General features: G+C 61.5%; 22 protein-coding genes and 1 pseudogene. 11 read left to right on the top strand and 12 right to left on the bottom strand.

The window, feature by feature from the left end:
• Positions 1-31 precede the first annotated feature (31 nt).
• Positions 32-1,357 carry a PLP-dependent aminotransferase family protein gene (locus tag FPT15_RS12040; protein ID WP_145161159.1) on the top strand — a complete coding sequence of 442 codons (1,326 nt, stop codon included), beginning with the start codon at positions 32-34 and terminating at the stop codon, positions 1,355-1,357.
• Between the two features lie 29 nt (positions 1,358-1,386).
• On the opposite strand, the gene FPT15_RS12035 is transcribed toward FPT15_RS12040, so the two are convergent.
• A complete protein-coding gene (locus FPT15_RS12035) occupies positions 1,387-1,818 on the bottom strand; it encodes a nuclear transport factor 2 family protein (protein ID WP_106578990.1) in 432 nt (143 codons plus the stop codon).
• 258 nt (positions 1,819-2,076) lie between these two features.
• Here FPT15_RS12035 and FPT15_RS12030 point away from each other — a divergent pair, with 258 nt between their 5' ends.
• The 3 genes from FPT15_RS12030 to FPT15_RS12020 are packed head-to-tail and all read left to right on the top strand — an operon-like array spanning position 2,077 to position 3,507.
• Positions 2,077-2,286 carry a DUF6434 domain-containing protein gene (locus FPT15_RS12030; RefSeq protein ID WP_145161156.1) on the top strand — a complete coding sequence of 70 codons (210 nt, stop codon included), beginning with the start codon at positions 2,077-2,079 and terminating at the stop codon, positions 2,284-2,286.
• Between the two features lie 5 nt (positions 2,287-2,291).
• Positions 2,292-2,762 (top strand): RidA family protein, encoded by a 471-nt coding sequence (locus FPT15_RS12025; protein WP_145161154.1) that lies wholly within the window; start codon positions 2,292-2,294, stop codon positions 2,760-2,762.
• 7 nt (positions 2,763-2,769) lie between these two features.
• A complete protein-coding gene (locus FPT15_RS12020) occupies positions 2,770-3,507 on the top strand; it encodes a CPBP family intramembrane glutamic endopeptidase (protein WP_145161152.1) in 738 nt (245 codons plus the stop codon).
• 867 nt (positions 3,508-4,374) lie between these two features.
• Here the strand turns inward: FPT15_RS12020 and FPT15_RS12015 are convergent.
• Together FPT15_RS12015 and FPT15_RS12010 are read right to left on the bottom strand one after the other, a co-directional pair.
• Positions 4,375-6,084 (bottom strand): amidase, encoded by a 1,710-nt coding sequence (locus FPT15_RS12015; RefSeq protein WP_145161240.1) that lies wholly within the window; start codon positions 6,082-6,084, stop codon positions 4,375-4,377.
• A 55-nt stretch (positions 6,085-6,139) separates the two neighbouring features.
• Positions 6,140-6,928, bottom strand: coding sequence for a helix-turn-helix domain-containing protein (locus tag FPT15_RS12010; protein ID WP_145161150.1), 789 nt, complete (start codon positions 6,926-6,928; stop codon positions 6,140-6,142).
• 83 nt (positions 6,929-7,011) lie between these two features.
• Here FPT15_RS12010 and FPT15_RS12005 point away from each other — a divergent pair, with 83 nt between their 5' ends.
• Positions 7,012-7,329 (top strand): DUF2834 domain-containing protein, encoded by a 318-nt coding sequence (locus FPT15_RS12005; protein WP_145161148.1) that lies wholly within the window; start codon positions 7,012-7,014, stop codon positions 7,327-7,329.
• Positions 7,330-7,541: 212 nt separating this feature from the next.
• On the opposite strand, the gene FPT15_RS12000 is transcribed toward FPT15_RS12005, so the two are convergent.
• Both FPT15_RS12000 and FPT15_RS11995 read right to left on the bottom strand, forming a co-directional pair.
• Entirely contained in the window at positions 7,542-8,708 is a 1,167-nt protein-coding gene (locus FPT15_RS12000; protein ID WP_145161146.1) for a GGDEF domain-containing protein, read from the bottom strand.
• Between the two features lie 111 nt (positions 8,709-8,819).
• On the bottom strand, positions 8,820-10,031 hold the full coding sequence (locus tag FPT15_RS11995; RefSeq protein WP_145161144.1) for an MFS transporter: 1,212 nt from the start codon (positions 10,029-10,031) through the stop codon (positions 8,820-8,822).
• A 97-nt stretch (positions 10,032-10,128) separates the two neighbouring features.
• Here FPT15_RS11995 and FPT15_RS11990 point away from each other — a divergent pair, with 97 nt between their 5' ends.
• Positions 10,129-10,950, top strand: coding sequence for a helix-turn-helix domain-containing protein (locus FPT15_RS11990; RefSeq protein WP_145161142.1), 822 nt, complete (start codon positions 10,129-10,131; stop codon positions 10,948-10,950).
• A gap of 117 nt (positions 10,951-11,067) precedes the next feature.
• Positions 11,068-11,190: pseudogene (locus FPT15_RS30015) on the top strand (AraC family transcriptional regulator); the annotation flags it as partial.
• Here the strand turns inward: FPT15_RS30015 and FPT15_RS11980 are convergent.
• Together FPT15_RS11980 and proP are read right to left on the bottom strand one after the other, a co-directional pair.
• Positions 11,165-11,671 carry a GAF domain-containing protein gene (locus FPT15_RS11980; RefSeq protein WP_145161140.1) on the bottom strand — a complete coding sequence of 169 codons (507 nt, stop codon included), beginning with the start codon at positions 11,669-11,671 and terminating at the stop codon, positions 11,165-11,167. The pseudogene FPT15_RS30015 and the gene FPT15_RS11980 sit on opposite strands and share 26 nt — an antisense overlap.
• Positions 11,672-11,723: 52 nt before the next feature.
• On the bottom strand, positions 11,724-13,226 hold the full coding sequence (gene proP / locus FPT15_RS11975; RefSeq protein WP_145161138.1) for a glycine betaine/L-proline transporter ProP: 1,503 nt from the start codon (positions 13,224-13,226) through the stop codon (positions 11,724-11,726).
• A gap of 153 nt (positions 13,227-13,379) precedes the next feature.
• On the opposite strand from proP, the gene FPT15_RS11970 reads away from it, so the two are divergent.
• Both FPT15_RS11970 and FPT15_RS11965 read left to right on the top strand, forming a co-directional pair.
• Positions 13,380-13,910 carry a GNAT family N-acetyltransferase gene (locus FPT15_RS11970; RefSeq protein ID WP_145161136.1) on the top strand — a complete coding sequence of 177 codons (531 nt, stop codon included), beginning with the start codon at positions 13,380-13,382 and terminating at the stop codon, positions 13,908-13,910.
• Positions 13,911-14,053: 143 nt separating this feature from the next.
• Positions 14,054-15,457 (top strand): MFS transporter, encoded by a 1,404-nt coding sequence (locus FPT15_RS11965; protein ID WP_119740034.1) that lies wholly within the window; start codon positions 14,054-14,056, stop codon positions 15,455-15,457.
• A gap of 39 nt (positions 15,458-15,496) precedes the next feature.
• Here FPT15_RS11965 and FPT15_RS11960 read toward each other — a convergent pair whose 3' ends face one another.
• Together FPT15_RS11960 and FPT15_RS11955 are read right to left on the bottom strand one after the other, a co-directional pair.
• Positions 15,497-16,414 (bottom strand): helix-turn-helix domain-containing GNAT family N-acetyltransferase, encoded by a 918-nt coding sequence (locus FPT15_RS11960; RefSeq protein ID WP_145161134.1) that lies wholly within the window; start codon positions 16,412-16,414, stop codon positions 15,497-15,499.
• Between the two features lie 119 nt (positions 16,415-16,533).
• On the bottom strand, positions 16,534-17,556 hold the full coding sequence (locus tag FPT15_RS11955; RefSeq protein WP_256676431.1) for a DMT family transporter: 1,023 nt from the start codon (positions 17,554-17,556) through the stop codon (positions 16,534-16,536).
• A 92-nt stretch (positions 17,557-17,648) separates the two neighbouring features.
• Between FPT15_RS11955 and FPT15_RS11950 the strand changes: the two genes are divergently transcribed.
• The gene (locus FPT15_RS11950) at positions 17,649-18,557 is read left to right on the top strand and encodes a LysR substrate-binding domain-containing protein (RefSeq protein WP_145161132.1); all 909 of its coding nucleotides are present in this window, start codon (positions 17,649-17,651) and stop codon (positions 18,555-18,557) included.
• Between the two features lie 30 nt (positions 18,558-18,587).
• On the opposite strand, the gene FPT15_RS11945 is transcribed toward FPT15_RS11950, so the two are convergent.
• From FPT15_RS11945 to FPT15_RS11935, 3 genes are all read right to left on the bottom strand, one after another.
• Positions 18,588-19,880, bottom strand: coding sequence for a sorbosone dehydrogenase family protein (locus FPT15_RS11945; RefSeq protein WP_145161130.1), 1,293 nt, complete (start codon positions 19,878-19,880; stop codon positions 18,588-18,590).
• Entirely contained in the window at positions 19,877-20,302 is a 426-nt protein-coding gene (locus FPT15_RS11940) for a DUF2231 domain-containing protein (protein WP_106579007.1), read from the bottom strand. Before FPT15_RS11940 ends, FPT15_RS11945 begins: the two co-directional genes overlap by 4 nt.
• Before the next feature lie 87 nt (positions 20,303-20,389).
• Positions 20,390-20,713 carry a hypothetical protein gene (locus tag FPT15_RS11935; RefSeq protein WP_145161128.1) on the bottom strand — a complete coding sequence of 108 codons (324 nt, stop codon included), beginning with the start codon at positions 20,711-20,713 and terminating at the stop codon, positions 20,390-20,392.
• A gap of 253 nt (positions 20,714-20,966) precedes the next feature.
• Between FPT15_RS11935 and uvsE the strand changes: the two genes are divergently transcribed.
• Positions 20,967-21,995, top strand: coding sequence for a UV DNA damage repair endonuclease UvsE (gene uvsE, locus FPT15_RS11930; protein ID WP_145161126.1), 1,029 nt, complete (start codon positions 20,967-20,969; stop codon positions 21,993-21,995).
• Positions 21,996-22,004: the final 9 nt, after the last annotated feature.

Below are 22,004 nucleotides of genomic sequence, written 5' to 3'. Positions count from 1 at the left end.
CAATCAAAAAATTGTCATGGATACATCACCTATGCCACGTGCTCGCTACAAGTCGTTGGTCGATGCTTTTGCCGCGGATATTCGCAGCGGTGCGCTGCCACCCGGCACGCGTCTGCCCACCCACCGGCAATTGGCCGCCGACCATGGCCTGGCGCTGGTCACGGCCAGCCGGGTATACAGCGAGCTTGAGGCGATGGGCCTGGTCAGTGGCGAAACCGGGCGCGGCACTTTCGTGCGCGAGATCTCGTTGCCGCCGGGGCAGGGCAGTGGGCAGATGACGGTGGCGACGGGCATGCTCGACCTCAATTTCAACTACCCATCGCTACCGGGCCAGGCCGATTTGCTGCGTACGGCGTTGCGCCAACTGGCGTTGTCGGGCGACTTGGAGGCGCTGCTGCGCTACCAGCCCCATGCCGGCCGCCTGCACGAGCGCGCGGCGGTGGCGCGGCACCTGTTGAGCCGAGGGCTGGTGGTGGAGGCCGAGCAAGTGTTGGTGGTCAGCGGTGCCCAGCACGGCTTGGCGGTGACGATGATGGCATTGCTCAAACCGGGGGATGTGATTGCCGTTGATGCCCTGACGTATTCAGGCTTTAAAGTGCTGGCCGAAACCCTGCACCTGGAAATCGTCGCGATCCCGGTCACTGCCAGTGGCCCGGATCTGGACGCCATGCAACGCCTGTGCAGCAAACGCCCGGTGCGCGCGGTGTACAGCATTCCGACCTTGCATAACCCGTTGGGTTGGGTGATGAGCCTGGAACAGCGTGAGGAATTAGTCGGCATTGCCCGACAACACAACCTGATGATCATCGAGGACGCGGCCTACGCGTTTCTGGCAGCAGAAGCGCCGCCGCCATTGGCAACCCTGGCGCCTGAGCGCACGGTGTACGTCGGCGGGTTTTCCAAGAGCGTCGCGACCGGGTTGCGGGTCGGCTTTATTGCCGCGCCCCCGGCCTGGGTAAAGAAACTGGAACGCACCATCATGGCCACCACCTGGAACGTGCCCGGTGTCATGAGTGCGATGGCCGTGGCCTGGATCGAGGACGGCACGGTCGACCAACTGGAAGCGCAGAAGCGCCAGGATGCCAGCGCGCGACAGGCCTTGGCGGCGCACGTGCTCAAGGGCGTGCATTACATCAGCCACCCGTCATCGTATTTTCTGTGGCTGCCGCTGGGTGAAGAGGCCAGGGCCGATCAGATCGCCATGGCCTTGCAGCGCGAGGGTATTTCGGTGTCGACCGCCGAGCCGTTTGCGGTCTCGGCAACCGTGCCCCACGCGCTGCGTTTGGCGTTGGGCTCGGTGAGCATGTCGGCGCTGCGCGAGGCGCTGGTGAAGGTTCGCGAGGTGGTGCAATGGTGAGCTGAGGCGCGCCAGCTCACCGCCAGTCATCAGTATTTGTAAGCCTGACGCCCGATCAGCAGCCATTTGCCTTTTTGCTTCTGCCAGACCTGGAAGTTGTCGATGTCGGTTGGCGTGTCTACGCCGCTGTTCACCGCCAGTGCGTGAAAGTGGTTGCGCACCAGGGCGGTGTCGCCGTCGAGGGTAATGGTCTGGTTCTGCATTTCGAGGGTCTTGAACGCGCTGGTGTGGGTTTCCAGATCAGCAATGAATTGCGCTTTGTTCTGCACCTTGCCGCTGGAGTGGCCGTAGGTGAGTTTGTCGGAGGTCAGCGCATGAAGCTGCTTGAGGTCCAGGTGCAACATGGCTTGGGTCAGTTGGTCGACCGCTTGGGCCACATCCTTTTCGGCGGGGGCAGGCGCAGCTGCGACGTAGCCGGTGAACAGGCACAGAAAACCGATCAGCACTTTGACGTTTTGCATGGGTGTTTCCTTATTGTTGTTGGGGGCGGGTACGATGATTTAAGTCGTCGTACAACCATGCAATATTTCTGATGGGGAAAGAAAGTGAAATTTCGAAATATCTTGAAAGGGTTAGTCTTCGTCTCGTTATGAACGCAGCGAGGTCTTGTACGACATCTCAACACAAGAGTTGGTGGTGCGAGTTTTGCCTTGCCGCTTCCTGCTCAAGTAGCACATCGCTATGCTACTGCCGACACACCATAAGCGCCCGAGGGGAAAATGGATTTTAACTGGCACAGCGACGTCATTACTCGCGCTACCCCCGTCACCCCCCACTACAAAAATACCCAGAACGTTCGCCGTTTCATGCTTGAACACTGCGGTCCGGGGTTCAAGTTCGACCGGCCTTTCATGGCCTGGATTCGCAGCGACATCCCCAAGACCCTGGGCGATGTGGTGGATGAGTGGCAACGTCGCAACGAGGTTTGACGAGCATGACAGCAGACGAAAAATACCAGGCGGCCCAGCAGCGTCTCGGCTATCAACTGGATGAGTTCAAAATCGGCGGCAACTACACACCCTTGGTGCGCGATGGTCACCACCTGTACATCAGCGGCCAGATCCCGCGGGTTGGCGACACGATCGTGCTGCCCGGCAAAGTCGGCGAAAGCCTGACCCTGGCCCAGGCACAAATCGCCGCCGGCATCAGCGCGCTGCGTTGCCTGGGCTTGCTCAAGCAGACATTGGGCTCGCTGGATCAAGTCAAGGCCATCGCACGTATCACCGTGTACGTGCGCAGCGCCGAAGACTTTGATCAGCAAAGCGAGGTGGCCAACGGTGCGTCGGACCTGCTGCATGAAATTCTCGGCAGCGCTGGCACGCACACCCGCACCTCGGTGGGGGTGATGCAGTTGCCGAAGTCGGCAGCGGTCGAGATCGACATGATTGCTGTCGCCCACGGTTGAAGCCGGCATGATCAGCCAAGGCATGGGCGTACTGATCAACTACGGCATTCACCTGGCGCCGGGGCTGGTGCTGTTTGGGCTGTGGTTTGCACTGACGCCCAAGGCAATGCCGGCGATGCGCATCCTGATCCTGCTGACGGCATTTGTGTTGATGCGTGACGCGATGACGCCGCTGGGGATGTGGTCGCTCAGCAGCGAGGTGCAGATTGCGTTCAGCGCGAATGCCTTTGTGTTGGCAGCGCTGGGCGGGATGTCAGTGCTGCTGATCATGTTGCTTGCACGCACGGCGCCGCAGTTATGGCAGCTGATGCGCTGGACCATCGGCAATCCTGCGCTGGGCCTGGTCGTGGGGCTTGTGGTGGGCTGTTTGCTCGGTGTGCCGCTGCGGGTTTACCAGGGCATCGATGCGTTCGAGATTCACGGCTACTGGGTCTGGCTACCGGGTATGGTGGTCCTGGCTTATGGTGCGAATGCGTTGGAAGAGGTGCTGTTTCGCGGGTTTTTGCAGGGCTACCTCGAACAGCAAGTGACGCCATTGCGCGCGGCATTGATCAGCGGCGTAGCCTTTGCGGCCTGCCATGCGTTCCTGGCCTTGAGTGTCACCCAGCTGGGCTGGCCGGTATTGCTGTTCACCCTGATCGAAGGGCTGGCCTGCGCACTGGTGCGCATGCGCTACGGCGTGTTGCCAGCGACCGTGGCCCATGGCACGGCCATCCTGCTGATTGCCGTGCCCTACCAGGCTTGATGTGAAATACAGTAAAACTTGTGGGAGCGTGTTTAGTCAGCTGCTGACCGGCGTGGCCTGAAATGCAGTCAAAACTGTGGGAGCGGGCTTGCCCGCGAAGGCGGCCTTTCAGTGACAAATAGGCTGGCAACTGTGGGAGCGGGCTTGCCCGCGAAGGCGGCCTTTCAGTGACAAATAGGCTGGCTGATCCACCGCTATCGCAGGCAAGCCAGCTCCCACAATTGGACCGTGTTTAGCCAGCTGCTGATTGGCGCGGCCTGAAATGCAGTCAAAACTGTGGGAGCGGGCTTGCCCGCGATAACGGCCTGTCAGTGACAAATGAGCAGGCTGATCCACCGCTATCGCAGGCAAGCCAGCTCCCACATTTGGAGCGTGTGTAGGCTGCTGCTGATCGGCGCGGCCTGAAATGCAGTCAACACTGTGGGAGCGGGCTTGCCCGCGATGGCGGCCTGTCAGTGACAAATGGGCAGGCTGAACCACCGCTATCGCAGGCAAGCCAGCTCCCACATTTTGAGCGTGTTTAGTCTGCTGCTGATTGGCGTGGCCTGAAATGCAGTCAAAAACTGTGGGAGCGGGCTTGCCCGCGATGGCGGCCTGTCAGTGACAAATGGGCAGGCTAACTGTGGGAGCGGGCTTGCCCGCGATGGCGGCCTGTCAGTGACAAATGGGCAGGCTGAACCACCGCTATCGCAGGCAAGCCAGCTCCCACATTTTGAGCGCGTTTAGGCTGCTGCTGATCGGCGTGGCCTGAAATGCAGTCAAAAACTGTGGGAGCGGGCTTGCCCGCGAAGGCGGTCTGTCAGTGACAAATGGGCTGGCTGACCCGCCGCTATCGCAGGCAAGCCAGCTCCCACATTTGGAGCTTGTTTAGCCAGCTGCCAATGGCGGCGTACGCGGCGGGATCAGGCGTTTGCTGCCGGTGGCTTCATACGCCGAAGCAAAGCGCAGCAACGCCGAATCGTCATAGGCGCGCCCGGCGAAGGTCAACCCCACTGGCATGCCGATGTCCGCCATTACGCCCATCGGCACGGTGACGGTCGGCACGCCCAGGTGGCGGATCGCGAGGTTGCCGTTAGCCACCCAGACGCCGTTGCTCCAGGCGATATCCGCCGAGGCTTCGTTTACGTCGGCATCGGCCGGGCCGACATCGGCCACGGTCGGGAACAACACCGCGTCCAGACCCCGTGCGTCCATCCAGTCTTCCAGGTCGATGCGCCGGGCCTGTTCCAGCCCGCGCAGGCCGTCCGGCACCGTGCTGATTTCGTTCCACGGTGTGATGCCGCGCTTGGCCATGCGCACGTATTCGTCCATGCCGGCGGCCAGGTCGTCTTCACGGTTGGGCAGGGTGCCAGGGTCGTGCGGGAAGATTTTTGGCCCGTCGACATCCGCCAGGCAGTTCAGCGCCGGGTCGTCGTTGGCGCGCAGGAAATCATCGAACGCCCAGGCCGACAGCTCCCACAATTCGTCGTGCAAAAATTCCTTGGAGACCAAGCCACGGGTAAACACCGTCGGCGCGCCAGGGCGGTCGCCTTCACAGTTGGAAACCAGTGGGAAGTCGACTTCAATCACTTCGGCGCCAGCCGCTTCCAACGCCTGGCGCGCGGCGTGCCACAGGTCGATCACGCTGGCGCGGGTGTTGATCTTTTGCCCGGTCGGCCCGCCGATCCCGGGTTTCTCGCTGGTGCCGGCCTCGGGGTCGGCATTGATGTACATGCGCGGCACGCCGAAACGCTTGCCGGCCAGGGATTCGCTGCCCACAGCCAGGTCAGCGTAAGAGGCCGGGCGCACCGACGCCACGCTCGGAATCGGCACCCACGGTTGCAGGCGCCAGAGGTCGCCGCGCGTGTCGGTGTCTTCGGCGACCACGACGTCGAGCACTTCAAGCAGGTCGGCCATGGTTCGTGCGTACGGCACCACCACGTCCATGGTTGGCGTCAGCGGCCAGTTGCCGCGTACGGAAATAATCCCGCGCGACGGCGTGTAGGCACACAAGCCATTGTTGGACGCCGGGCCGCGCCCGCTCGACCAGGTTTCCTCGGCCAAGCCGAAGGCGGCGAAGCTGGCAGCCGTTGCGGTGCCCGCGCCGTTGGACGAGCCGGAGGCAAACGGCGCCGTCAGGTAGTCAGCGTTGTACGGGCTTTCTGCACGGCCATAAACGCCGCGCTGCATCCCGCCATTGGCCATTGGCGGCATGTTGGTTTTGCCCAGGCAAATAGCGCCGCCGGCGCGCAGGCGTTCGATGGTGAAGGCGTCGCGCTGCGCCACCAGCGCGGCGAAGGCCGGGCTGCCGGAGGCTGCCGTCAGGCCTTTGACCAGGTAGCTGTCCTTGGCGGTGTAGGGAATGCCGTCCAATGGCCCCAAGGTTTCGCCCTTGGCCCGGCGCGCATCGGCGGCCTGGGCTTCTTCAAGCGCTTGGGGGTTACGCACCACCACGGCGTTCAACTGGGTCGCGGTCTGCGGGCCGTCATAGGCCTCGATGCGTGCCAGGTAAGCCTTAACCAGTTCAACGGCAGTGGTCTGGCCGCTTTCAAGCGCAGCGCGCAATTGGGCAATGGAGACTTCGGTAACTTGCATCAGGTTTTTTTCGCCGCCTTCAGGTGGGAGGTATGGCGGCAGTCTACGTACAGATATTTCACAAAACCAGCGCCGCATACTCCGCGTAAGCGGCGCGCATCACTTGCCACGTGGGCCCGTCAGCAGGAATCAGATGTTCGATGCGCAGTGACGTGAGGGTGATGTCCTGGGGCATGCCGAAGGTGGTGAAGGTGGACAGGAAATTCAGTTCACCGCGATGTGAGCGGATGCGCGTGAACACCAGCGGCGGCATTTCATTGGGCAACTCGGTGCTGCTCGGCACCGGCAAACGGGCCAGTAACCCCGCCAATGCAGGATTCCCCAGCGCTTCGCGGGTTGCGCGTTGCCAGGCGACGGTGCGGATTTCTTCGGCGTTGATCAGGTGATCGCCCAGGCCGCCGGTTTGCAACAGCGTGGTCAGCAGGTTCAGCCCATCGGCGGCATTCGGCTCAATCCCGACCAGCTCAAACAACAGGCCGGTGCTGGCGTTGGCGGCGAGCACTTGCCACTCGCTGCCCAGCAGAATCGCCGGGGCGGGGTTGTTGGCGTGCAGCACATGGCTGACGGCTTCACGGACGGCGGCCATGGCGGGTGCGGCGAGTGGGGTGGCGGTGTAACGCGGCGCGTAGCCGGCGGCGAGGAACACCTGGTTGCACTGCTCCAGCGGGGCCTCCAGCGCCGTCAGCAGAGTATGCAAAGTACCCGGGCCTGGCTTGGCCCGGCCGGTTTCGATGCAACTGAGGTGGCGCTGGGAAACGCCCGTGATCAAGGCCAGGTCCAGCTGGCTGAGCTTGGCCTGTCGACGCAATTGGCGCAGGTGCTGGCCGGCAGTTAAAGGGGTGTCCATGGCCTGATCATGACCTCCGAGGTCATTGCGAGAGGCGCAACCTTATCACTATGTTGAGCCTCGATCCTTTCAAGGAAGGCACCATGCGCAGACCTTATTTCGCCCTGGCCGGTTTGCTGGGTTTTTCGTTGTACACCTTGGCTACGATGCTCACGGCCGAGCAATCACTGTTGGCATTTGGGCGGGAATTGATGTCGCGGCCGGACACCGCGCAGGTAGTGATTGACCTGTACCTGATGGCGCTGCTTGCGTGTGCGTGGATCTACCGGGATGCGCGCGGGCGAGGGCGCTCGGTGGCTTCGCTGGTGCCGTATTTTTTGCTGACGGCGGTGTTTGTGTCGGTGGGGCCGTTGCTTTACATCGTCGTGAATGGGTTTGCACACCGTCACCACCAAACCTGAGGCGAGCGGGTTTGATGTGGCGAGCGGGCTTGCCCCGCGTTGGGTTGCGCAGCAGCCCCAAAAAACTGCCGACGCGGTGTCCCTGAAACAACGCGGCGTCCGTTATGGGGCTGCTGCGCAACCCAACGCGGGGCAAGCCCGCTCGCCACAACAAGCCTGCTTGACACAACAAGCCTGCTGGCCACAACAATCCCGTCCGCCACAACAAGCCATTAACCGTACGAACCGGTTCCCGTTCGGTCCACCAGCCGAATGCTGTCACGCCCGCCGCGTTTGCTTTCATAGAGCGTGGTGTCGCCTTGTTCGATCAGCGCCGTCAGACTCGGCGGTGGCTGGTCGAACAGGTTGGCGCCGATGCTCAGGGTGACCGGTGCCGGGGTGGTGAAGGTGTGTGCGGCCAACTGCCGGAACTGCTCACGCAAGCGGCTGCCCAGCTCGACAATCTGGGCGGTCGAGGCCTTGGTCAACAGGATCACAAACTCATCCCCGCCCAGGCGAGCCGCCAGCGCGCCTTCGGGCACCACGGTGCGGATCATTTCGCTCAAGGCAATCAGCAAACGGTCGCCGGCGGTATGCCCGTAGAGGTCGTTGACCAGTTTGAAGTTGTCGATATCGATCAACAGCAACGCGCCCGGCTGTTGCGGCGATACCTGCGCTAACAGCTGCGGCGCACGCACATCCAGGGCGCGGCGGTTGTACAGCGCCGTCAGCGGGTCGCGGGCCGCCAGCCGGGCAATCTGCTGTTCGCGCCGATAGCGCTCGGAGCCGGTCATCGACAACGCGATCAACATGATCGCCATTGCGCCCTCCACCAACGAAACCTGGATGATTTCGCCCTTGAACGCGGCAAGATCGATCAGCGTGCCGGGGATGATTACCGACAGCGCCTTGGCCACATAAAAGGTGCCGTGAAGCAGCAATACATAGCGCAATTGCACCGCGCCGATGCTCAGGGATTTACCGTGGGGGCGCAGCAGGAAACTGGCGCGCAAGGTCGGCAACGCGACCAGCAATGAGTTGACCATCAGCATGGCTTTGGACCACGCCTGGTCGCCGGGCAACAGCAGCATGCCGAGCCAGGCGACCAGCATCAGCAGCCAGGCGCGCGACAGGCGCACGTGGGTAAAGCGGGCCACGCCGAGCAAAAACAGCCAGTGCGCGCTCACCAGCAAGCCGTTGGCAAACCAGATACCGATCATCAACAGGCCGCTGCTGCGCAGCAGGGCCAGGGTGGAGCCGACGCTGATGATCGCGAAACCTGCCGCCCAGAACAGCAGCGACGGCTCGCGCACGCTGCGCCATTCCACCGCCAGATACAGGGCGGCAGCGGCGGCCAGCGCGATGGTCAATATCAGAATCGTAGGAGGGTCGAGCGTCATGTCGTGCCGGGTCTGCCTGGGTGTGCGCTTGAATATCCGGATTGTAAGCGCACACGCAGGTTTTTCAGAGCACTCCGTGTAATAGCATACGGCCAGCCGATGATTGGCCGGTCAGACGCCTTTGGTTGAAGGCAGCAGGATCGTCAGGATGCCCGCCAGTGGCAGGAACGAACAGATTTTGTAGACGTACTCAATGCCATGGTTGTCGGCGAGCAAGCCCAGCAACGCGGCGCCAATCCCGCTGAAGCCGAACATCAGGCCGAAGAAGATCCCGGCGATCATCCCGACGTTGCCGGGCACCAGTTCCTGGGCAAAGACCACGATGGCCGAGAAGGCCGAGGCGATGATGAAACCGATCACCACGCTGAGCACGGCCGTCCAGAACAGGTCGACGTAGGGCAGGGCCAGGGTGAAGGGCGCGGCGCCGAGGATCGAGAACCAGATGACTTTCTTGCGGCCGATCTTGTCGCCAATCGGGCCACCGGCAAAGGTGCCGACGGCCACCGCGCCGAGGAACAGGAACAGGTACATCTGCGAGCTGGCCACCGACAGGTGGAATTTCTCGATCAGGTAAAAGGTGAAGTAGCTGGTCAGGCTGGTCATGTAGAAGTATTTGGAGAACACCAGCAGCGCCAGTACCACCAGGGCAAACGTCACGCGGCCCTTGGACAAACCGTGGGTGGCCTTGCCGCCCTGCTTGAGCTTGAACAGGTTGAGGTGGTGGCGGTACCAGCGGCTCAAGCCATACAGCACCATGATCGCGAACACGGCGAACAGCCCGAACCAGGCGATATGGGTTTGGCCGTAGGGAATGATGATCGCCGCCGCCAGCAACGGGCCAAACGCGCTGCCGGTGTTGCCGCCAACCTGGAAGGTCGATTGTGCCAGGCCATAGCGCCCGCCCGAGGCCAGGCGTGCCACGCGTGAGGTTTCCGGGTGGAAGGTCGACGACCCGACCCCGACCAGCGCCGCCGCCAACAGGATCAACGGGAAGGTGCCGACAAACGCCAGCATCAGGATGCCGATCAGCGTGCACACCATGCCCGCCGGCAGCAGCCAGGGATTGGGATGGCGGTCGGTGTGGTAGCCGATCCAGGGTTGCAGCAAGGACGCGGTCAACTGGAAGGTAAGGGTGATCAGGCCGACCTGGGTAAAGCTCAGCCCGTAGTTGGCCTTGAGCATCGGGTAGATCGACGGCAGCACGGCCTGAATCAGGTCGTTGATCATGTGCGCCAGGGCACAGGCGCCCAGGACACGCATGACCAAGGGGCTTATTTGCGGCGTAGCGGTTGCAGTGGCGGGTGGCGCGGTCAGGCTCGACATGCAGGCATTCCATACAAGGCAGCGAACAGGGGCAGTGCGTACTTTAGCGCGCTGCCCGTTTCTAAATGTTGCGGCGTTTATGCTAGATTCGCTGAAAATGCCTGTCTCGCGTAATTCGGGCGCCAACCATCGCAAAAAGGGCGAAATCATCAAACCACTGGATGTATTTCTGCGGGAGATCGACGAGGGCGACTGGGCTGTCATCAGTTCTGCGACCGATTACCCCGAAAACTGGGTGATCCCCGACCACAGTCACGAAAAGCATCAGCTGTTGTACGCCGTCGAAGGCGTGATGGTGGTGTATTCGGCGTTGAACCAATGGACGGTGCCGCCCAATCGCGGGTTCTGGATGCCCAGCGGGCAAGTGCATTCGCTGCGTTGCGTGGGCACGTTGAAGATGCGCAGCGTGTTTGTGCGCCCGGACTGTTTCCCCAACCTGCCGAGCGAGCCCAAGACCGTCAGTGTGTCGCCGTTGTTGAGCGAGCTGATCAAAGCCTCGGTGAGTTTGAAGCCGCCGTACGCCGAGGACTCGCGCGAGGCGAGGATCATGCACCTGATCCTCGACGAACTCGCGATCCTGCCGGCCTTGCCGTTGTCACTGCCCCAGCCGGCCGACCTGCGCATCAACCGTATCTGCCAGGCGCTGCAGCAGGAACCGGGTGATGCCTCGACGGTCGCCGATTGGAGTGATCGCCTGGACCTGGACCAGAAAACCATCCAGCGCCTGTTCCGCAAGGAAACCGGCCTGACCTTCGGCCAATGGCGCCAGCAGGCGCGGTTGCTGCTGGCGCTGGAGCGCATTGCGGTGGGGGAGAAGATCATCGATGTGGCCATCGAGCTGGGCTATGAAAGCCCAAGCGCGTTCACCAGCATGTTCAAGAAACAGTTTGGCAAAACCCCGAGTCAGTTTTTCAGGTAGCGCTGGGGGTACGTAGGTCGCTGTGGTACGCCGCGGGGTCAGGTAAGCCACGAGGCCTGCGATACCCAGGGTGGCACCCGAGGCGATTGCCGATTGGAAAGCTAAATCCACCAGCCTGCGGGCGCTGTGGGCTATGAAAGCACTTCACAGTTCAGCCGATTGTTTGGCATGCCGCCAAAGCGCGAGAGTGCTGCACGGCGGGGCAGGGCGGTGGTTACTGATCAGCTGTTGTCAGGTTAGCGAAAAAAATACAGCCAATCAGCCGCGCAAACAGGCTCAGGGTTTCCGGCAGGTTGGGGTCGTCAAACAGCATCGCCCGTGAGTCCAGTGCACACAGCGCGCCGAACAGGCGGCCGTCGGGCAGGAAGATCGGCGCACCGGCGTAACTTTCGATGGCGTACTGCTTGACCACCGGGCGGGTGGCGAAGCGGCCATTCTGGCTGATTTGCGGAATAAACAGTGCCTGCGGGTCGACGCAGAATTCACTGCACAAGGTAGTTTCCAGGTCGAGTACGTCGTCGACATGAATCCCCATGTGCAGCGGGTCATAGGCCGAGCACACCACCCATTTCAGGTCAGTGAATTTGGCAATGCCGGCAAAGCGCATGCCGGTCAGGCGGGTTACCAGTTGCAGGATGCTGGTAGTGGCTTCGATTTCGGCGATGGCGGCGCGTTCGTCCGCGCTGAGTAACGAGTGGGCTGCGGTGACGCTTGGAACCATGCTTGGGCACTCCAGTGGCGTGGCGGCGGGGGCCACCACGCATGGTCAGGTATCAGTTGATTCGCGGATGCTGTTGCACCAGGTTCTGGCGCTTGGCTTCCAGGGCGGCAATTTCGGCATCGATGTCTTCGATCTTCTGCTCGATATTGTCATGGTGCTCTTGCAGTATTTCCTTGGCTTCTTCCATATCGGACGCTGCTGGCGCCGCGCCGCGCAACGGCTTGTTCGCGGTTTCCTTCATGGTCAGGCCGGTAATCAGGCCGACCACCGCAAACACCATCAGGTAGTAAGCGGGCATGTACAGGTTGTTGGTGCTTTCCACCAGCCAGGCCACCGCGGTGGGTGTGAGGCCGGCGATCAGTACCGAGACGTTGAACGCGCTGGCCAGCGCACTATAGCGAATGTGGGTCGGGAACATAGCCGGCAGCGTCGAGGCCATCACGCCGATAAAGAAGTTCAACACCACGGCCAGAATCAACAGACCGGCGAAAATCAGGCCGATTTTACCGCTGGTAATCAACATAAACGCCGGGATAGACAGCAGCAGCAGCCCGACGCTGCCGGCGATGATGAAGGGTTTACGGCCAATCTTGTCGCTGACAAAACCGATGAACGGCTGCACGAACAGCATGCCGACCATGATGGCGATGATGATCAACACGCCGCTGTTTTCTTTGTAATGCAGGTTGTGCGACAGGTAGCTCGGCATATAGGTGAGCAACATGTAGTACGTCACGTTGGTGGCCGCGACGATACCGATGCAGGTCAGCAGGCTGCGCCAGTGCTGGGTAGCCACCTCTTTGAACGACACCTTGGGACCGTGGGTCAGGCCCTGGCGGTCGCCTTGTTCAAGTTTGTCCATGTGCTGCTGGAACGCCGGGGTTTCTTCCAGCGCGTGACGCAGGTACAAACCGATGATGCCCAAAGGCAGGGCGAGAAAGAACGGCAGACGCCAGCCCCACGCCTCGAAATCGGCCTCACCGAGGATCGTCGAAATCAGCACCACCACACCGGCGCCGAGCACGAAACCGGCAATCGAACCAAAATCCAGCCAGCTGCCGAGGAACCCGCGTTTACGGTCCGGGGCGTACTCGGCGACGAAGATCGAGGCGCCGGTGTACTCACCGCCTACCGAGAACCCTTGGGCCATTTTGCACAGCAACAGCAGGATCGGTGCCCAGATGCCAATCGAGGCATACCCGGGAATCAGGCCGATGGCAAAGGTGCTCAAGGACATGATGACGATGGTTGCGGCGAGGACTTTCTGCCGTCCGTATTTGTCGCCCAGCGCACCGAAGAACAGGCCACCCAGCGGGCGAATCAGGAAGGGCACCGAGAAGGTGGCCAAGGCGGCAATCATTTGCACGCTCGGTGAGGCGTCCGGGAAGAACACCTTGCCGAGCACATAGGCGACGAAACCGTAGACACCAAAGTCGAACCACTCCATGGCGTTACCCAGGGCGGCGGCGGTAATCGCCTTGCGCACCTTGGCATCGTCGACGATGGTGATGTCTTTCAATCCGATGGGTTTGACGCTTTTCTTACGTAATTTCATGCGGGCCACTCTAAAACAGAACAGGGGAGGTGCCATCGTTGCGATGGCACCGCTCTGTCAGTTCAGATACAAGCGGACATGAAATAATTCACCGCTATTTACCTTTTTTTGCAGATGAATTGAACTTCACGACCTGACCAGGGAATTATCAGAATGCCCGTCACCGCCTCACGGCTGATCTATCGCACGCCAGAGCCCAGCGATGTGCACCGATTGTTCGCGATCTTCGGCGACCCGCAGACAAACCTGTTCAACCCGAGTGGCCCAACGGCCAGCCTCGACGACGCGCAGCGCCTGCTCAACCACTGGCTCGAACAATGGGCCAGCCAGGGCTACGGCTGGTGGGCCATTGCCCGTCGCGAGGCGCCCGATCACCTGATCGGCTTTGGCGGCGTGGCGCCGCTCAATTACCTGACCGAGCGGCGCATCAACCTGGGCTATCGCTTCGCGGTCGATGCCTGGGGGCAGGGCTATGCCACCGAGCTTGGCCACGACGCGCTGACGATGGCGTTTCAAACGTTGGGATTGCCTCAGGTATTCGGGCTGGTGCGACCGGATCACGCCGCGTCGATCCGTGTGTTGGAGAAGCTCGGCATGCAGCCCTTCGGCCTGCTTGATGATGTGCCCGGCAAAGCACCCAGCCGAGTATTCAGGATTTGTCATCCTACAACTGCGCGTAGTTAAGCATTTTCAGATCTGCGTAATCCCTGGTTAAAAGGCAATTTTGGAGATTGACACCGGGTAGGCGGCCCGATATAAAAGTCATAGTTGTACGACGACATATGACGTTACATATGTCTTATCTAACAAAAATAAAAAGTGATGCCATGAATTTGAATGAGCCCATCAACGCCCATCGCGTCGGCACGGCCGTCGGCAACTATCGCTGGACCATCTGCGCGATGTTGTTCTTTGCCACTACCGTCAACTACCTAGACCGCCAAGTCCTCAGCCTTCTGGCGCCGCAGTTGTCGACGCAATTTGGCTGGAGCAACACGGACTACGCCAACATCGCGGCGGTGTTCCAGTTTGTCTACGCGATTTCCATGCTGTTTGCCGGACGCTTTGTCGACAAGATCGGCACCAAGGCCGCCTACGTGGTGGCGATTGGCATTTGGTCCACCGGCGCCATCATGCATGCGTTCTCGGTGCCGATGGGTGAGGGCATCGCTGCGGTGAGCGGCGCTATCGGCCTGGCGGTGATCCCGGTGTCGATTGCCGGTTTCATGCTGTCGCGCGCCGTGCTGGCGATTGGCGAGGCGGGCAACTTCCCCATCGCGATCAAGGCCACTGCCGAATACTTCCCGAAAAAAGAACGCTCGCTGGCCACCGGTATCTTCAACTCCGGGGCTAACGTGGGGGCGATCCTGGCACCGATTTGTGTGCCCTTGATTGCCGGCATCTGGGGCTGGGAAGCGGCCTTTATGGTCATCGGCATGCTGGGCTTTATCTGGGTGGCGGTGTGGGCGGCGGTTTACGAAAAACCGGAACAGCAAAAACGCTTGTCGGCCGAAGAACTCGCTTACATTCGCAGCGACCAGACGGTGCAGCCGTTTACGCCAGAACCCGCGGGTGCTGCCGCAAAAAAAGTCTCGTGGTTCAAGCTGCTGACCTACCGCCAGACCTGGGCATTTGCCTTCGGCAAGTTCATGACTGACGGCGTGTGGTGGTTCTTCCTGTTCTGGCTGCCCACTTACCTGTCGGCGCAATACGGCATGAAAGGCGCGGACATCGTGATGCCGCTGGCCGTGCTGTACAGCATGACCATGGTCGGCAGTATCGGCGGCGGCTGGTTCCCCAGCTACTTCATGGCCCGTGGCGATGCTCCCTACGACGGGCGCATGAAAGCCATGCTGGTGATCGCGCTGTTCCCGCTGGTGGTGTTGCTGGCGCAGCCCTTCGGCTACCTGAGCTTCTGGGTGCCGGTGCTGCTGATCGGTGTGGGCGCCTCGGCGCACCAGGCGTGGTCGTGCAACATCTTCACTACGGTGTCCGATATGTTCCCGCAAAAAACCGTGGCCTCGGTGGTGGGCATCGGCGGAATGGCCGGGGGCTTGGGCGGTGTGGTGATGACCAAGATCGGTGGCTGGGTATTTGACTACTACAAGTCCATCAACGACATCCATACCGGTTACATGATCATGTTTGCGATCTGTGCCCTGGCCTATCTGGTGGCGTGGAGCGTGATGAAGGCGCTGGTACCGCGCCATAAAGAAATCACTGACCTCTAACCGCGCAAGCGCCCGCGCTGGCGACAGCGCGGGAACGCCTTACAGCTCGCGGGCCCAGGTTTCACTGATCAACGATTTGCCGAAGCTCACCGTCGCTTCTTGGTCTACCAGGCGGAACCCGGCTTTCTGATACAGCTTGCGCGCATCGGTCAGCGCGTCGACCGTCCACAACAGCATGCTTTTGTAACCGGCATTGCGCGCAAAACGCAGGCATTCTTCCACCAGCCGCTGACCGATGCCCATGCCCCGCGCACTGGCGTCCACGTAGAGCATGCGCAGCTTGGCGGTGGTTTCGTCATGGCGCACCACGAAGATTGACCCCACCACTTCACCGTCCTTTTCGGCGATCCAGCAGCGCTCGGCGCTCGGGTCGAATTCGCGCAAATACTTGGCGACAATCTCCGACACCAACGCTTCAAACTCCCAATTCCAGTGGTACTCACGCGCATACAGCGCCGATTGCTGTTGCACCACCCGGCCCATGTCGCCGGGCTGCGGGTCGCGCAGCAGGTAACCTGGCGTGCCGCCTTGCAACAGTGTCTGGATACGCTGCATCGACGCCGTGAGTTGCTGCTGTTGCTGCTCGGGCAAGGCTTCGAGCAAGGCGATGACTTCCTGTTGGGTCTGGTTTTCCAGCGGCGCCAGCACTGATCGACCGAGGTCGCTGAGGTGCAGTTGCACCGCACGCGCATCGGTGACGGAGCGCACTTTCTGGACCAGACCTTTCTTTTCGAAGCCGCTGATCAGCCGGCTCAGGTAGCCCGCATCAAGGCCGAGCATCTGGCACAGGTCGGCGCTGGTCAGGTCGCCACGGGAGGAGAGTTCGTACATCACGCGGATTTCGGTCAGCGAGAAATCGCTTTGCAGCAAGTGTTCCTGCAGCACGCCGATCTGATGGGTGTAAAAACGGTTGAAACCGCGAATGATCGCGGCGCGTTCGACAAGGGACGTGGTCATGGCAGTGCTCGGTTGGTTGCCTCAAGCAAATATATAGTTGCCTAAGGCAATCAAGTCAACTGTTTTAACGCCCGACGATCGCTCTTCGCTGCTTTCACCAGATAGCCAGGCCGTGACACTCAAAGGTCTCGGTGGGTGCAAGTGAGCCGATGCTGTGGGTCATCCTCGGCGCTCCCGTCAGTGTCGCGCGTTGCGGCGGGCTTTGTGCCGGTCAGGATAATACGCACCGCCATGACCACGCCGATCAGCACCGCCGCGAGGCCGGTGGCTTCCATCCACGAAGGGCCGCGACCGTGAAACCACAGGCCGAGCAGGGTCGCGAAGAGTGATTCGAGGGCAATCAATTGGCCGCTGAGCACCATCGGCAGTCGTCGGGTGGCAGCATTCCAGGCCCAAGCACCGACCACCGTGGACATCAGCGCGATGATCAGGCTCCAGGCATACAGCGCACCCGCCTGGGCTAAGCCAAATCCCAGGGTTGGCAGGCGCAGCAGGTTGAATACACAGAGCAACGGCAGCAGGCAAAGGGCAGTGCCGCCGGCCCCCACCAGCATTAACGCGGTCCAGAGGCCGGTGGCGGTTGCTGGAAGGGTTGTCAGGTGTTTTTGATTGATCACGCTGAATCCCAGCCACAAGGCAACGGCGCTGAACGAAAAAAACACACCGGCCAGCCACGAAACGGCACTCAACGCCGGTTGGTGCAGGCTGCTGATGTTCGACAGCAAAAGCCCCAGCGTCAGGCACGCTAAAGGCGCCGCCAGCCGGCCCCACGCCACGGTCTTGTTCCGGGCATTGCCAACCAGGGCCAGTAGCACTGGCACCATGCCGACACAGGCGGGCGTCAATACCGGGCCGCCCAACATCACGCCTGCGCCGATGCACACGCCGTACGCCAGGCAACCTGCCGCGCCAAGCGCTGCGGCCAGCCAGCATTGCCTTGGGCTGAGCCATTTCAGTTGGGCCCGGCACAGGATCACTCCGCCCACGCCCAGCACGCCGACACCCAGAAAACGCACCGCCATCAGGTCATAGAGGCTGTAGTCACCAGTGACATAAGGGGCGATGAAGTTCAGCGCCCAGCCCAATGTGGCGACACACGCGAGCAGCACGCCGACAAAAACAGAGGTTCGTAGTGAGGTCATCCGAGGCATCCGTGAAGTCATGGATGAATGGTGCACACCCGCCGGGCTGTGCTACAAACGAGTTCTCGGCCCCGGATGCATAACCTCAGATTATGAATACGCTTGGTAAAAACCTGCCGCCGCTCGCCAGCCTGCTACCGTTTGAAGCGGCAGCCCGCCTGGAAAGTTTCTCCAGGGCGGCGGATGAACTGCACATCACCCAGGCGGCGGTCAGCCGGCAAATTCGTGGGCTGGAAGACAACCTCGGGGTGAAGCTGTTCTATCGACGTAATCGTGCGGTTTTCCTGACCCAGGAAGGGCGTGAATTGGGCCAGGTGGTCAGCCAGGCGCTGCACAGCATCAGTGACGGCGCCGCGGGTTTGCGTGCGTCCACGGCCCAGCGCCGTGTGGTGCTGCTCTGCCAGCTCTGCGAGGCGTTTTATTGGCTGATGCCACGTCTGTCGACGTTTCACCAGCAATACCCGCACATCGAAATCCAGGTGGTGACCTCGACCCGGCCCCTCACGGAGTTCAAGGACCACTTCGACGTGGCCCTGCAAAGTACCCGACGCCCCAGTGGCGCCCACCCGTTGATGCTCACCGCCTCTGACGAGGTATTTCCGGTCTGCAGTCCTGCGTACCTGAACGCTGAACACCCCTTGCCACTCACCGAATTGCACGCCCATACGTTTTTGCACCACAGCGCCGCGCCACCGCATTTGATGGAGTGGGACGAGTGGTTGCAGGCATTCGGTCAGGTCTTGGCCGCGGATGCGCGTGGCGCCACCTTCGATAGCTACCCGTTGATGTTGCAGGCCGCTGTGGAAGGGCACGGTATCGCCATGGGCTGGCGTCGCACCGCCAGCCGTTTGATTGAAAGTGGGGCGCTGGTAAGACCCTGCGCCGAGAGTGTGCAGCTACCCGAGGCGATTTCGGTCTACAGGCAGCAAGGCGCAGGCCCGCGCAGCGAAGTTGCGGCGCTGCTGGCCTGGCTTGAAATGCAATTGCAGGGTGAGGGCTGACAGGGGCGAATCGCCCCTGTCATGCACGGGCTAGCGATTACGTGTTACGCGCCAAATGGTATTGGCCAGGTCGTCGGCGATGATCAGCGCACCTTTGGGGTCCACCGTCACGCCTACTGGGCGCCCACGCGTCTTGCCGTCATCGCCACGAAAACCGGTGGCAAAATCAATCGGTTCACCCGCCGGTTTGCCATTGCTGAAGGGCACGAAGATCACTTTGTAGCCCACCGGGTTATCGCGGTTCCAGCTGCCGTGCTCGCCGACAAACGCACCGTCGGCGAATTTCTCACCCATCGCAGGGCTGGAAAAGTCCACACCCAACGCTGCAACGTGGGAGCCCAGGCTGTAATCGGGCTTGATGGCGGCGGCGACTTTCGCCGGGTTCTGCGGTTGCGCGCGTGGGTCGACGTTCTGGCCCCAGTAGCTGTAGGGCCAGCCATAGAAGGCGCCTTCACGCACCGAGGTCAGGTAGTCGGGCACCAGGTCCGGGCCGAGTTCATCGCGCTCGTTGGCCACCGCCCACAATTGCCCGGAGCCGGGTTGAATCGTGAGCGCGGTCGGGTTGCGAATGCCAGTGGCGTAGGGTTTGTGCGCGCCGGTGGCGGCATCGATTTGCCAGACCATCGCCCGGTCGATTTCGACTTCCATGCCGCGCTCGGTGATGTTGCTGTTGGAGCCGATGCCCACGTACAGCTGGCGCCCGTCCTCACTCACGGCCAGGGACTTGGTCCAGTGATGGTTGATCTGCGCCGGCAGGTCGGTGATTGTGGTGGGCGGGCCACTGGCTTTGGTCTGGCCGTCGGCGTAGTCAAAACGCACCAGCGCGTCCTGGTTGGCGACGTAGAGTTTGCCGTCGGCGTAGGCCAGGCCATAAGGCGCATTGAGGTTGTCGGCAAATACCGTTTTCAATTCATAGGTGCCGTCACCGTCGGCGTCGCGCAGCAGCGTCAAGCGGTTGCCGCCCTTGACCTTGGTGTTGCCCTCGGCCTTGATCACGCTGGCGATCACGTCCTTGGGCTTGAGCTTGGCCGCGCTGCCGCCACGGCCTTCGGCGACGAGGATGTCGCCGTTGGGCAACACCAGGGTCTGGCGCGGGATAGCCAGGTCGGTAGCGATGGCAGTGACGCTGTAGCCTTCGGGCACCTTGGGTTTCTGCTCGCCCCAGGGCGCGGGCTCGGCAATTTTCATGCTCGGCAACAGGCTGCTTTGTTGCTCGGGCAATTTCGGGTCGGGGCCGCGGGCCTGGGTTTTGTCGCCTTCGCCACCACAGGCGGTCAGCAACAGGGCGGCGCTCAATACGCTCAGGGTGTGAAAGGGTTTCATTGGGCAACTCCCGAGCGCAGGTTAGTCAGGCCGATCCACGTTGCGGCGATGGCCAGCACCGTGACGATCACCGACAGGATCAGGCCGCCAGGCATCATCGCGTAGGCGTCCTTGGCGTGCTGAAAGGCGTTGACCAGCCCCAGCACCCAGGTCGCCAACAGCAGCAGGAAATAAGCTGCGGGGCGCCCGGCCTTGCGTTCGGCGCGTAGCAGGTTGACCAGCGCAAACAACAGCGCAAAGCCACTGAACACCAGCGCGCCGGCGATCAGCCAGGATGCAAAGTTGGCCCACTGGATCTGGTAGGTCTGGCCGTAGGCAATATCACTGAGCAAGGCACCCAAAAACAATGGCACGGCGCCGGCCAGCAAGATCGAGTGCAGCGGGCCAGGTCGGACGGTGGGATAGGCGGGGAGGGTAGTCATGCGGTGGCGGCTCCTTATCGTTCAGCACCCTGGGATCAGGGCACGGTGACTTCGCATAGGAAAGGAGCCTGGCATTTGTAAGAAAGTTCAGTGGGGCTTCGTGTCGAGATGTTTTTCAAACCACGCCGCATACGGCGTATTGGCCACCCGGTAACGGTTGTAGTCCGGGCTGCCATCACGCCACCACACCGGGCCACGCTCACCGAGTGCGACCTTGGCCTGCTGCACCTGCTGGCGCGCCGCGCGCAATTGGCCGGGGTCGCCGCTGGCCTTGGCCGACTTGACGGCGCGGCGCGCGTCCATCAAAGCGTTGACCCAGCGCTGTCGCGTGGCTTCATCCAGCGCGGGGTTGGTGCAGCGCCACAGCTGACCCTTGACCACAAAGTAGCGCCCGTCGGGGGTGTTAAGCATGGTGCCAGCGCAGGACGCGCAACAGGCCCCACGTCATGGAGAACACAATCGCCATCCAGCCGGCAAACAGGCTGCAGAGTGTCATTGCAAGGTTCATCGTCACCTCCATTGCGTTATCGTTCCTTATAGATGACCGCCAGGTGAAACCGGGATTCAACTTGATTCACCCACGACGCGGGTTGAATGAACCCCTGGCGGCGGCATGCGCCTAAGATTGTGTTGTCCTCACGCTCACTTATGACCTGGCCTTTCCATGACCCATCCTCGCATCGGCTTTGCCTGCCAGTACAAGCACCCTGAACGCCTGCCGTCGGCCAGTGCGCTCAAGTTAATCGAAGGCCCCTACAACCCGCGTACCACCACCCTGCGCTGGATGGAGAGCGTCGAACCTCGGGTCGCCCGCAGCAAATTGGTCGAGGTGGTGACCCACAACCTCGCGGCGCAATTGCGCCTGCTGGCGTATGTCGCCAAGCTGCCTGCGACGCTGCGCATGCTGCGCTTGAGCAGTGACCTGCTGCCGTTCTACAGCCACCCGAAAGTGGCAGATGTCTACAAAGACCCGGCCCTTGTGCGTCAGTTGAGCGAAGGGTTCGCCGCCATCGGCGACCTGGCTCGCGCCTCGGATATCCGTTTGTCCTTCCACCCTGGGCAATATTGCGTGCTGGGCTCGGACAACCCCGGTGTGGTGGAAAACAGCGTGGCCGAGTTCGAATACCACGCCGACATGATCCGCATGATGGGCTACGGCCGCCGCTTTCAGGACCTCAAGTGCAACGTCCACATCGCCGGCCGCTTGGGCGTTGAAGGCACCCGCGCGGTGTGGTCACGCTTGTCCGAGGTGGCGCGTAATTGCATTACCTTTGAAAACGACGAAAAAACCTACGGCCTGGACCACTGTCTGCAAGTCGCCGACCTGGCACCGGTGGTGCTGGACATTCATCACTGCTGGATCAACGAGGACGAATACATCGACCCCGATTCGCCACGGGTTGCCCGCGTCATCGAAAGCTGGCGCGGCGTACGCCCGACGATGCATTACTCCCAGCCCCAGGAAAGCCTGCAAGCGCTGGGGTTTGACGCCGAGCACAAGCTGGAAATGGACGCGCTCCTGAAGGTGGTCGCCAAGCGCGACCTGTACGCGCACAGCGCGCAAATGTGGAACCGCTGGACCAATGACTACGCGCTGCAGTTTCTTGAGCGCTTCGACATCATGCTGGAAGCCAAAGACAAGAACGTCGCGGCGCTGGCATTTTATGAGTATTGGCAACGTCGTTCGGCGTGAAAAATGGCA

The organism is Pseudomonas sp. RGB, from assembly GCF_007713445.1.
Classification (GTDB): Bacteria; Pseudomonadota; Gammaproteobacteria; order Pseudomonadales; family Pseudomonadaceae; genus Aquipseudomonas.
Note: the sequence above shows the minus strand (reverse complement) of the source record. Positions and strands in the feature narration are given on the sequence as shown.

Bases quoted from the DNA above. Each gene is read 5' to 3' on its own strand.
- FPT15_RS12040 (WP_145161159.1), top strand. From the start codon at position 32: ATGCCACGTGCTCGCTACAAGTCGTTGGTCGATGCTTTTGCCGCGGAT.
- FPT15_RS12035 (WP_106578990.1), bottom strand. From the start codon at position 1,818: ATGCAAAACGTCAAAGTGCTGATCGGTTTTCTGTGCCTGTTCACCGGC.
- FPT15_RS12030 (WP_145161156.1), top strand. From the start codon at position 2,077: ATGGATTTTAACTGGCACAGCGACGTCATTACTCGCGCTACCCCCGTC.
- FPT15_RS12025 (WP_145161154.1), top strand. From the start codon at position 2,292: ATGACAGCAGACGAAAAATACCAGGCGGCCCAGCAGCGTCTCGGCTAT.
- FPT15_RS12020 (WP_145161152.1), top strand. From the start codon at position 2,770: ATGATCAGCCAAGGCATGGGCGTACTGATCAACTACGGCATTCACCTG.
- FPT15_RS12010 (WP_145161150.1), bottom strand. From the start codon at position 6,928: ATGGACACCCCTTTAACTGCCGGCCAGCACCTGCGCCAATTGCGTCGA.
- FPT15_RS12005 (WP_145161148.1), top strand. From the start codon at position 7,012: ATGCGCAGACCTTATTTCGCCCTGGCCGGTTTGCTGGGTTTTTCGTTG.
- FPT15_RS12000 (WP_145161146.1), bottom strand. From the start codon at position 8,708: ATGACGCTCGACCCTCCTACGATTCTGATATTGACCATCGCGCTGGCC.
- FPT15_RS11995 (WP_145161144.1), bottom strand. From the start codon at position 10,031: ATGTCGAGCCTGACCGCGCCACCCGCCACTGCAACCGCTACGCCGCAA.
- FPT15_RS11990 (WP_145161142.1), top strand. From the start codon at position 10,129: ATGCCTGTCTCGCGTAATTCGGGCGCCAACCATCGCAAAAAGGGCGAA.
- FPT15_RS11980 (WP_145161140.1), bottom strand. From the start codon at position 11,671: ATGGTTCCAAGCGTCACCGCAGCCCACTCGTTACTCAGCGCGGACGAA.
- proP (WP_145161138.1), bottom strand. From the start codon at position 13,226: ATGAAATTACGTAAGAAAAGCGTCAAACCCATCGGATTGAAAGACATC.
- FPT15_RS11970 (WP_145161136.1), top strand. From the start codon at position 13,380: ATGCCCGTCACCGCCTCACGGCTGATCTATCGCACGCCAGAGCCCAGC.
- FPT15_RS11965 (WP_119740034.1), top strand. From the start codon at position 14,054: ATGAATTTGAATGAGCCCATCAACGCCCATCGCGTCGGCACGGCCGTC.
- FPT15_RS11960 (WP_145161134.1), bottom strand. From the start codon at position 16,414: ATGACCACGTCCCTTGTCGAACGCGCCGCGATCATTCGCGGTTTCAAC.
- FPT15_RS11955 (WP_256676431.1), bottom strand. From the start codon at position 17,556: ATGACCTCACTACGAACCTCTGTTTTTGTCGGCGTGCTGCTCGCGTGT.
- FPT15_RS11950 (WP_145161132.1), top strand. From the start codon at position 17,649: ATGAATACGCTTGGTAAAAACCTGCCGCCGCTCGCCAGCCTGCTACCG.
- FPT15_RS11945 (WP_145161130.1), bottom strand. From the start codon at position 19,880: ATGAAACCCTTTCACACCCTGAGCGTATTGAGCGCCGCCCTGTTGCTG.
- FPT15_RS11940 (WP_106579007.1), bottom strand. From the start codon at position 20,302: ATGACTACCCTCCCCGCCTATCCCACCGTCCGACCTGGCCCGCTGCAC.
- FPT15_RS11935 (WP_145161128.1), bottom strand. From the start codon at position 20,713: ATGCTTAACACCCCCGACGGGCGCTACTTTGTGGTCAAGGGTCAGCTG.
- uvsE (WP_145161126.1), top strand. From the start codon at position 20,967: ATGACCCATCCTCGCATCGGCTTTGCCTGCCAGTACAAGCACCCTGAA.